This window comes from Streptomyces plumbidurans (assembly GCF_019857225.1).
GTDB classification, from domain to species: Bacteria; Actinomycetota; Actinomycetes; order Streptomycetales; family Streptomycetaceae; genus Streptomyces; species Streptomyces plumbidurans.
Map to the genome: position 1 here is coordinate 17964 of NZ_JAFJSY010000109.1, position 10771 is coordinate 28734.

Annotated in this window: 6 protein-coding genes; all 6 read right to left on the reverse strand. The window is 72.2% G+C overall.

Annotated features, from left to right (window positions below):
• Nucleotide 1 precedes the first annotated feature (1 nt).
• Nucleotides 2-2203 carry a bifunctional glycosyltransferase/CDP-glycerol:glycerophosphate glycerophosphotransferase gene (locus tag JYK17_RS37480; RefSeq protein ID WP_222812144.1) on the reverse strand — a complete coding sequence of 734 codons (2202 nt, stop codon included), beginning with the start codon at nt 2201-2203 and terminating at the stop codon, nt 2-4.
• 211 nt (nt 2204-2414) lie between these two features.
• Nucleotides 2415-4667, reverse strand: a complete 2253-nt coding sequence (locus JYK17_RS37485; RefSeq protein ID WP_222812145.1) for a bifunctional glycosyltransferase/CDP-glycerol:glycerophosphate glycerophosphotransferase — start codon at nt 4665-4667, stop codon at nt 2415-2417.
• 156 nt (nt 4668-4823) lie between these two features.
• Nucleotides 4824-5705: a carbohydrate ABC transporter permease gene (locus tag JYK17_RS37490; protein WP_108013761.1), complete on the reverse strand. Its 882-nt coding sequence runs from the start codon at nt 5703-5705 to the stop codon at nt 4824-4826.
• Nucleotides 5702-7054: a carbohydrate ABC transporter permease gene (locus JYK17_RS37495; protein WP_108013762.1), complete on the reverse strand. Its 1353-nt coding sequence runs from the start codon at nt 7052-7054 to the stop codon at nt 5702-5704. Before JYK17_RS37495 ends, JYK17_RS37490 begins: the two co-directional genes overlap by 4 nt.
• 9 nt (nt 7055-7063) lie before the next feature.
• On the reverse strand, nt 7064-8446 hold the full coding sequence (locus JYK17_RS37500) for an ABC transporter substrate-binding protein (protein ID WP_128802095.1): 1383 nt from the start codon (nt 8444-8446) through the stop codon (nt 7064-7066).
• Between the two features lie 174 nt (nt 8447-8620).
• Nucleotides 8621-10771, reverse strand: a 2151-nt coding sequence (locus JYK17_RS37505) for an FtsK/SpoIIIE domain-containing protein (protein ID WP_261996576.1), incomplete at its 5' end; no start/stop codon positions are given.

The window sequence follows — 10771 nt, forward strand, 5'->3', positions numbered from 1 at the left end:
CTCAGCTCCTTACGAGGGTGGAGGCGGCGGGGGCCGGGACGCGCTCGGCGAGCGGGACCACGGGCGGGATCGACTCGGGCGGCTCGCCCAGCAGCACCCGGCGTACGACGCGCTCGGCGGCGCGTCCGTCGTCGAACTGGCAGAACCGTTCCCGGAAGGCGGCCCTGGCCGCGGCGGACTCCGCCCCCGCCCAGGAGCCGTCGGCGAAGACCCGCGCCAGCTCCCCGGGCGTCCGCGCCACCGGGCCCGGCGGCCGGTCCATCAGGTCGAAGTAGACGCCCCGCAGCTCCCGGTAGACCTCCCAGTCGTCCGCGTACACGACGACCGGCCGGTCCAGGTTGGCGTAGTCGAACATGATCGACGAGTAGTCGGTGATCAGGGCGTCGGCGGCCAGGCACACGTCCTCCGACGAGCGGTGCGCGGTCACGTCGATGATCCGGCCGGTGCTGTTCGCGGCGCCCCGGTCGTAGAAGTAGTGGGCCCGCAGGAGGATCACGAAGTCCTCGCCGATCTCCTCGCAGAGGGCGTCCAGGTCGAGGCCCGTCTCGAAGCCGGTGTGGTGGTCGCGGTGGGTGGGCGCGTAGAGCAGGGCCGTCTTGCCCTCCGGGACGCCGAGTTCGCGCCGGATGCGGGTGACGTCGTCCGCGGTTGCCGTGTAGTAGACGTCGTTGCGCGGATAGCCGTACTCCAGCGTCTCGTGCACGGCCGGGAAGGCCCGCTCCCACATCTGGGTCGAGTGCCGGTTGGAGGTGAGGTTGTAGTCCCACCGGTCGACCCGGGCCAGCAGCTTGGCGAAGCTGCCGGTCGCGGCCGCCACCACCGGATACGTCGCCTGGTCGACGCCCATCTTCTTCAGCGGGGTGCCGTGCTGCGTCGAAAGGTGCACGCTGCCCTCGCGCTTGACGACGGCGTCCGCGAAGTTGGCGTTGTTGAGCAGGTACTTGGCGCGGCCCAGCACGTCCCAGTACTCGGCGCTGCCGATCACCGCGTACTCGACGTCCTTCGGCATGGTGTGCGCCTGGTCCGCCTCGACCAGGAACACCGAGCGCAGATGCGGGGCAAGTTCACGCGCCTTGGCGTGGATCGCGGCCGGGCTGCAGGCGTAACCGCGCCCCCAATAGGCGCAGTACACGACCAGATTGGGATCCAGCGGGCGGCGCAGGGCGCGTGCGTAGCGCAGGCGGGTGCGCACCATGCGCGGGCGCGGAAGGCGTGCGATCGCCCCGGCCGCGGACTGGTTGGCGCCGCGCAGGGCCCGGAAGGCGGTGTACGCCCCGGCCGCCAGCAGCCGGTGCTGCACCCCGAGGCTGCCGCCCGGCGTGCGGTAACCGGCCGGGCGGTGGCGGCGGTAGAGCCTGCTCGCCAGGCGGAAGAAGGAGCGGCGCCGTGCGGGCAGCCGCCTGGGGTGGGCGGCGGTCTTCAGCACGGCCGCGAAGAGCTGCTCGAAGAGAGGGCCGAACCGGTCCGCGGACAGGCCCTGTTCGGTGGCGCGGGTGAGCACCAGGTCGGTCTGGGCGAGCAGTTCGCGATGGTGTTCCCCGGGCAGCCCGAGCCTGCTGCCCTGCCGGCGCACCAGATGCCGTACGAGGACCTGGCGCAGTACGGCGGCCTTCTCGGCTCTCAACGCGACCAGGCCGCCGAAGCCGACGTCGGTGAAGTGGCCGTCGGGGAAGGCGAGGTGCTGCTCGGCCAGGAAGGCCCTGCGGTAGGCGGCGCTCCACGCCGGGAGCTGCACTCCGGTCAGCGTCGGCACCTGGTCGAGCGAGAAGGCCCCGTTCGGTGCCTTCGCCAGCAGCGGTGCGGCCGGATTGGTCGGCTCGCCCTCCCACCAGGGGACGCGCTCGTGCTCGGCGTACACGACGTCCACGTCGCCCGTCTCGGTCAGGCGTGCGTCCAGCGCGGCCAGCGAGCCGGGGGCGAGGACGTCGTCGCAGTCGAGGAACAGCAGATACGCTCCGGTCGCCGCCCGGATCCCGCTGTTGCGCGCCCCGGCCGGACCGCCCGACGGGGGCGCGTGCACGGGGGTCACGCGGGAGTCCCGCTCGGCACAGGCGGCGGCGACGTCCGCCGCGGGCGAGCCGGGGGCCTCGCAGACCGGGATCAGCTCGAAGTCGCCGAAGGACTGGGTGAGCACGGAGTCCAGGGCCTGGGACAGCCGGCCTGCCACCCCATGGGACGGGACGATGATGCTGAAGCGGGGCATTCTGCTCTTTCTGTCGGTGCTTTCCCTTGGCGCTGCCCAGGACTGGCGTTGCCCAGGACTGGCGTTGCTCAGGGCTGGCGTTCCTGGAGGACCCGGGGGCGGCTCAGCCGAGGCGTCCCGGCCGCCCCGCGGGACGCCAGGTGGACGGTCGGCTCGGTGTGGGCCGCGAAGGGCTGGAGGGCATGCGAACTCCCCGGAGTGAGAACGGCGTTCAGAGGCTGTCGGTGACGGCCTGCGGATGGGCGGGCTGCGGCACGGTGGCGTGCGGGACACGCGCGAGGAGGGCGGACCCCGACGGCACGGGATGGCGCTCGGCGAACGGGATCACCGGCGGCAACCCACTGCCGCCCAGCACGACACGGCGCACGACCCGCTCGGCGGCGCGCCCGTCGTCGTACGGGCAGAACCGCTCGCGGAAGGCGGTGCGCAGCTGCGTGGAGCGGGAGCCGCGCCAGTGACCGGTGGCGAAGATGTCGATCAGCTCGTCCTCGCTCCGGGCCACCGCGCCCGGCGGGTAGGAGCGCAGGTCGAAGTAGGTTCCGCGACAGGCCTGGTACGCCGCCCAGTCGTCGTCGGGGGCGTGGATCACGATCGGGCGGTCCAGGCCCGCGTAGTCGAACATGAGCGACGCGTAGTCGGTGAGCAGGGCGTCCGAGGCGAGGCAGAGGTCCTCCACGCTCGGATGGCCCGTGACGTCGATGATCCGTGCGCCCTGCGGGACGGGGCCGTGGGGGCGGGCCAGGACGACGAAGCGCGGGCCGAGCCGGCGCAGGACGCGCTCCAGGTCGAGGACCGGCTGCTGGGTGCGCAGATGGTCGCGGCGGGCGGGCGCGTACAGCAGGGCGACGGTGTCCTCCGGGATGCCGAACGCCTCGCGCAGCCGGCTCACGTCCGCCGAAGTCGCCTTCTGGAACACGTCATTGGCGGGACAGCCGTATTCGAGCGTCGTGTAGCCGCCGGGGTGCACGCGCTCCCAGGTCAGCGTGGAGTGGCGGTTGGCGGACACGACGTAGTCCCACTTGTCGACGTCGTCGAGGAGCGCGGCGAAGTCCGTGTCCCGGGCGGCCGCCGGGCGCTCCTGGAGGTCCAGGCCCGCGTGCCCCAGCGGGGTGCCGGTGTGGGTCTGGACGAGGACCTGGCCGCGCCGCTTGACCAGCCGGCGGTCGAAACCGGCGCTGCCGACCAGGTACTTGGAGCGGGCCAGCGCCGTCCAGTAGGCGGCCGTTCCGGGGCTCACGCGTGCGGTGGCCGGCGGGACGGTGTGCTGGTGCTCGGGGCGGGCGATCCACGCCGTGCGGATGTGCGGCACCAGAGTGCGGAACGCGGCCTCCAGGGCGCCCGGGCTGCCGCCGTGCCCCCGGCCGTCCTGCGCGGTGAAGACGGCGCGGTCGGTGCGCAGGGGCAGACGGAGCTGGACGCGGTAGTGCAGACGCAGCGCCGACGCCCGTGCGGCGCGCAGGAGTTTGACGGCGAGCTTGGCCGACCTGCGGCGCAGGGCAGCCGCCAACTGCAGCAGGCGGTACGTGCGGTGCAGGCCGCAGCGGATCAGCGTGTGGCGCACCCGGGAGCGCAGCGGGAGCTGGAGGCCGGGGACGCGGTGACGGCGGTAGTGGGCGCGGGCCCTGCGCAGGAACTCGGCGCGGCAGCCGCGGGGCAGGCGCTCGCGGTGGGCGAAGACCTTGACGAGGTGGTCGACCATGCGGCGGAACAACACCGGCCGCCAGTGCGCGAGTTCGGGGTGCGCGTCGAGGAACGCGAAGACCCGGTCGTACTGGGCGAAGACGTCGAAGTGCTTGCGGCTGCTCGTGCCGAGGATGTTGCCCTGCCGGCGCTGGCGGTAGTGCACGCAGACCCGGTCCAGGGTCGTGATCGACTCGGCGGCCATCAGGACCGGGAACGTCCACGGGGTGTCCTCGTAGTAGCCCGGCGGGAAGGCGAAGCCCTCGCGCTCGACGAACTCCCGCCGGCACGCCTTGTTCCAGGCCACCATCAGCAGCTGCAGGAGGCCCGGGCGGTCCTCGAGGCGGAAGGGGGCCGGGCCCTGCTCGGTGAGCTGCGCGGAGGCCACGTTGCGGACGCTCTCGCCCGACCAGAAGGTGCGCGCGTAGTCGTAGACCAGGACGTCCGGCTCGCCGGCCTCCTTCAGCCGGTCGGCGATCGAGCGCAGGGCGTGCGGGGTGAGGGTGTCGTCGCCGTCCAGGAAGATCAGGTAGTCGCCGGTCGCCCGCCGCAGACCGGCGTTGCGGGCGCCGCCCAGGCCCTGGTTCTCGCTCAGGTGCACGGGCCTGACGCGCGGGTCGCGGGCGGCGAACTCGTCGATGACCGCACCGCTCGCATCCGGCGAGCAGTCGTCGACCGCGATCAGTTCGAGATCGGGGTACGACTGGGACAGCACCGAGTCCAGGCACTCGTGGAGATACGCCTGAACCTTGTACGCGGGGACGATGACACTGAACCTGGGCAAGGCACATCCATGGGTCGGCGCGGACGACTGGGCCTTGCCCGGGAACGGCCGATGGAGTGACTTGGTTACGTCCCGTACGGCATACGGGGGATCTCGGGTGAACAAAAGGGGCCGGGACCGTGACGTCCCGACCCCTCGATTCCGTTGTTGTAAGGGCTATTTCACCGCGCCCGCCATCACGCCGGACACGAACTGCCGCTGGAACGCGAAGAACACGACCAGCGGGATCACCATCGAGATGAACGCGCCGGGTGCCAGCACGTCGATGTTGTTGCCGAACTGCCGTACCTGCTGCTGCAGTGCGACCGTCAGCGGCTGCGACTCGGAGTCCGAGAACACCAGCGCGACCAGCATGTCGTTCCACACCCACAGGAACTGGAAGATGCCCAGCGAGGCGATCGCCGGTGCGCCCAGCGGCAGGACGACGGTGAGGAACAGCCGGGTCTCGCCGGCGCCGTCCAGCCGTGCCGCCTCCAGCAGTTCACGCGGAATCTCCGCGAAGAAGTTCCGCAGCAGGAAGATGGCGAACGGCAGGCCGAAGCCGACGTGGAAGAGGACCACGCCGATGATGTCGCCGAAGATCCCGATCTTGCCGAAGAGGTCGGCGAGCGGGATCAGGGCGATCTGGACGGGCACGACGAGCAGCGCGACCACGACCAGGAACCACCAGTCGCGCCCCTTGAAGTCCATCCACGCGAAGGCGTATCCGGCCATCGCGCCGATCAGCACCACGAGCAGCGTGGCCGGCACGGTGATCCAGATGGTGTTCAGCAGCGACTGCGTGATCGCGTCGTTCTCCAGGAGCGACTTGTAGCTCTTGGCTGTCAGCTGCCCCGGCGCGGTGAACACCTTCCACCAGCCCGAGGCGGCGATGTCGGTCGGGTCGCGGAACGACGAGACCAGCAGCCCCAGGGTCGGTACCAGCCAGAACAGGGCGACCAGGATCAGGAACACCTGCAGCACCCCGCCGCTCGCCCGGCTCGCGAGGCGGGAGGCGAGGGAGCGCTTGGCGCGCACGGTCGTGTCGAGGGTGGTCACCGCTGACGCTCCCTTCGCAGACGACGGATGTTGACCCACATCACCGGCAGGACGAGCAGCAGCAGGATGACGCCGATCGCGCTGCCCACGCCCTCGTTGCCGCCGCCGCCGAACGACGACAGGAACAGCTGCAGCGCGAGGACGTTGGCGTCGGGCTGACTCGGCTGCGGGGCGATGATGTAGACCAGGTCGAAGATCTTCATCACGTTGATCATCAGCGTGATGAGGACGACCGCGAGGACCGGTGCGAGCAGCGGCACGGTGACCCTGCGGAACACCTGCCACTCGTTGGCCCCGTCGACCCGCGCCGCCTCCAGCAGGTTGCGGTCCACGCCCGAGAGCCCCGCCGCGATCAGCACCATCGCGAAGCCCGCCCACATCCATACGTAACTGCCGATGATGGCGGGGGTGACCAGGGTCGGTCCGAGCCAGTCGATGCCGTTGTACGGCGCCGAGAAGTTCGAGGCGGGAAGCCTCAGTTGGGCGCCGTCGGCCTTGTCCGGGAGGCTGAAGGTGCCGTCGGCGCCGGTCTTGGCGGAGGCAACCGTCCTGCCGTCCTTCACCGCCTCCACCTTCACGCCCTTCAGCGCCTTCTCACCGGGGTCGATCTGGCCCTTGGTGCCGCCGCCACCCAGCTTGAAGTCCAGCCAGACGGTGCCCCTCACGCCGGAACCCGTCGCCGCCTTCGCGTTCTCGGGGCTGCCGGGCAGCCGGTTGGGCGCGATGCCGACGAGGGGGAGCAGGGCCGGTGTGCCCGCGTGCACGGTGCCCGTCGTGGTGAACGACCCGCCGCCGGAGGCCTTGAGGTCGCTCGCCGTCGCGTTGGGCCGGGCGCCCGGATACACCGACGACGACACGAACGTGTCGTGGAAGGACTTGGCGACCGCGTTGGCGGCGCCCAGGTTGGGGTCCTGCTCGTACACCAGACGGAAGATGATGCCCGCGGCGAGCATGGAGATCGCCATCGGCATGAAGATGAGCAGCTTGAACGCCGTTCCCCAGCGCACCCGTTCGGTCAGCACGGCGAAGATCAGGCCGAGCGCGGTGACGACGGCGGGCGCGACCGCGACCCAGATCGCGGTGTTGCGTACGGCGGTCAGGGTGGCGTCGTTGGAGAAGATGTCGCCGTAGTTGTCGAGCCCCACGAAGCCGGAGCCGTCGGCGTCGTAGAGACTGCGCCAGATCGAGTACCCGATCGGGTAGACCACGAGCGCACCGAGGAGCACCAGCGCGGGCAGCAGAAACAGCACCGCCACCCACAGCCGTGTCCCCGTGACGCTCTTGCGCGGCGAGACGGAGGGCGTCGGCAGTGCGCCGGCGCCCCCAGTCGTATTCGCAACTGACGTCATGGCCGGCCGTCAGCCCGTCGCGTAGGCCTTGGCCGCGTCGGTCTCCAGCTTCTGCTGGGTGCCGGCGATGTCCTTCGGGTTGCGCAGGAAGTCCTGCAGGTCCTTCCACTCGCCCACGCCGGCCGTGCCGCCGAACGCCGCGGGTGCCTGGTCGGACATGTCGAAGCGGAAGTTGTCACCGGCCGCGAGCAGGGCCTGGGCGATCTGCTTGGTGATGGCGTCCTTGTACGACGACATGTCCATCTCCTTGTTCGGGGAGAGGATGCCGCCCTGCGCCGCCCAGATCTGGGCCGCGTCCGTGGAGGCCAGGAAGGTCAGCAGGGCCTGGGGGCCCTTGCCGTCCTTGAGCGCCACGGCGACGTCACCGCCGCTGACCACGGGCGGGTTGGCGCCGACGGACGGGAACGGGAAGACCTTGGCGTCCGTGCCCATCTTGGCCTTGGTGTCGCCGTTGATGTTCGCGGCCACGAAGTCGCCCTCGAAGACCATCGCCGCCGGGTTGTCACCGGAGAAGGTCTGGGTGACCGACTTCGGGAACTCCGTGTTCAGCGCGCCCTTGTTGCCGCCCGCGAGCAGGTCGTTCTTGCCCCACAGCTGGGCGAGCGTGGTCAGGGCCTGCTTGACCGAGGGGTCCGTCCACTTGATCTTGTGGGCGGCGAGCTGGTCGTACTTCTGCGGCCCGGCCTGCGAGAGGTAGACGTTCTCGAACCAGTCCGTGAGCGTCCAGCCGTCCGCGCCGCCGACCGAGACGGCCGGGGAACCGGCGTCCGACAGCGTCTGCGCGGTGCTGAGGAAGGTCTTCCAGGTCTTGGGCGTGCTGGTGATGCCGGCCGCCTGGAAGGCCGCCGTGTTGTACCAGACCAGGGACTTGTTGGCGGCCTTGGCGTAGACGCCGTACTGCTTGCCCTTCCAGGCGCCCAGGTCCACCCAGCCCTTGGAGAAGTTCTTGTCCAGCTGGGCCTTGGCCTCCGCGCCCAGGGGCTTGAGCCAGCCCTTGTCCGCGAACTGGTGCAGCACACCCACCTGGGGCAGGAACGCGACGTCCGGCGGCTTGCCGCCCTGGATCTTGGTACCGAGGAAGGTGGAGGTGTTGTTGCCCGTCGGAACAAAGTTGATCTTGGCGCCGGTCCGCTTCTTGAACTCGTCCATCACCTTCATGAAGTTCTTCTGCTCGGCGCCGGTCCACACGGCGGCGACCTCGAGGGTCTGGCCGTTGAGCTTGGGCAGCGTCACGCTGCTGCCGCTCGTGCTCCCGCTCGTCTTGGAGCCGCTGTTGCTGTTGTCGTCGCTGCCGCCACATCCCGTGAGCGCCAGCGCGAGCGCCGTCGCGAGGAGGGCGGCGGCGGGCTTGACGGCCCTGATGGTTCGGTTCTTGCTGCTCGTGCTGCGCATCACTGCCCCGTTCTTCGATCTTCGTCGAACGTCGAGCGCTGTCCCGTGGATCTGGTGTACGCCCGTCGGAATGGGTCGGCAAGTGCGCGTCGGTTGTCAACCGGGGGATCGTGACCGCCTCGTGACGGTTGCCTCCGGCGGGCACCCCTCCTGCAGAAGCGAGGGCGCCCCCGATCACAGAAGCGAGGGCACCTCCGATGCCGACACCTCTCGCGCCGCCCGCTCCAGCGCGCTGGCCAGGAGGGCGAGATCGGTGGGGCCGTTGCCCAGTTCTCGTACGGGGCGGCGGGTCGGGGGGTCGCCCATGCGCTGCCAGTCGAGGGCGACGACCGTGGGGCGCAGGGTCGCCGTGCGCGGGATGCGGCCCGTGACGCGGCCGCCCTGGAAGGGGGCCGACCGGCCGTCGGGCCGGACCAGCCGGCCACGGCCGGGAGCCGGCTCGTCCGGACCGCTCGCGGGGGCCTCCAGCATCACGCGCAGGGTGGCCCGCCGTGCGGGTTCCGTCTCGGCCGTACGGCCTCCGGGGGCGGTCGCGGCCACCAGATGGACGCCGAGCCGGTCGCCCTCGCGGGCCACCGCCTCCAGCGCGCGCATGACGGAGCCCGCCGCGGGCCTGCCGGGCGACCCGAGCGCGGGGCAGACCAGGGCGTCCAGGTCGTCCACGACCACCACCAGGCGGGGCAGCGGCGGCGCCGCCTCCGTCTGCCGGCGGGCCGCGCCAGGACGCAGTCGCATCGTCGAGCTGGGCGGGCTGTCCAGGTCACCGGTGGCGCTCGCGCCGGACGTCCGCTGGGAGACGATGCGGCCCGACAGCTCGCGGCCGGTGTGCCATTCGGTGAACCCGGCGCGGCCGAGCAGTTCGGCCCGCCGCTTCAGCTCGGCGCTGAGGGACTGGGCGAACTCCCGCATGCGCACGGGGTCGTTGGCGGTGAGATGGGTCGTCACATGCGGGACGTCCGTGCACACGCGCAGCCCCTCGCCGTGGCCGCCTCCCGGGGAGGCGGTGCCCGCGGCGCCCGCGCTGTCGCGGCCGTCCATCAGGACGATGCCCAGCCGGTCGGGGCGCTCGGCGGCGGCCAGCGAGGCGATCACCGCACGCAGCAGTTCCGTACGGCCGCTGCCCGGCGGGCCCTCGATCAGCAGATGCGGGCCGTCGGCGGCGAGGTCCACGCCGACCGGGCCGCGCGCACCGGCGCCGAGCACGGCCCGGGCCCGGCCGCCGAGTGCCTGGTCGTCGTCGGCGGCGTCCGCCCAACGCGCCATCAGCGACGCCGGGGTGGCCCGAGCGAGCCCCAACTCGTCCAGCAGGCGGGCCGCTTGGGGCAACGGCACCGAGACGCGGGTCTGCCGCTCCGTTCCCGAGCCGTCCGTCCTGAGCGGGGCCAGCGCCCGCGCGAACCGCTCCGCCCAGGGCAGCGACACGGCGTCCACGACGGCCACGGTGCCGGGGCCGACCGGACCGGCCGTGGTCGCGGCGGAGCCGTCGCCCGGTGCGGTGGCGCCGGATGCGGCGGCTACGGACGGTGTGGTGGCGCCGGGTGCTTCCGGGCCCGGGGCGGCGGTTGCGGAGGGCGCGGTGCGGGCGACCCGCATCAGCCGCAGTGCCGTCGCCACGTCCCCGCTCAGCAGCGCGACCGCGCCGCAGTCCCGGAACACCGGGGCCACCGCGCACGCCGCCTCGTAGGTCTCCGTCACCGGTGACGCGGGCGAGGCGGAGGCCGTCTCGGCGAGACACACGACATGTATCCCCGCGCGCGGGCCCTCAAGGGCCAGCCGCGCCACCGCCTCGCGCACGGCGGCGCCTCCGGGGTCGCCGTCCACGACCACCACCGTGTACGGCCCGGCGAAGCCGTCCGTCTCCGGTCGGCCCTCGTCCGCACGGGCCCACGAGGGCCGGTGCGCGGCGCGGGACTGGTTGCCGGTGGGGCGGGCGGGCACGCGCGTGCCGTTGCGCACCTCCGCCTGCTGGTCCTCCAGGCGCCGCAGCAGCTCGCCGGTGCGGGCCGTGGCCTGTTCGCGGTCGTAGGCGAGCAGCAGACGGCAGTCCTGGCCGTGGCCCGGACGCAGATGCGGGAGCCAGCCGAGCCAGGACCACTCGGCGGTGCGCTCCTCCGCGGGGCGCGAGCGGTCCGCCGCGATCAGGACGATCTCCAGGGTGTCGGGGGAGTGCAGCGCGGCGAGCTGCGCCACCACCGCGCGGGCCAGCCCGGACAGCCGGGTGCGGGGACCGGCCAGGCCCAGCGCCCCGGCCTCGCGCAGATCGGCCGTCACCGGCACCGCGGGCAGCAGCCCGGAGCCGCCGGGGGCCGCCCGGTCCGCCGTGCC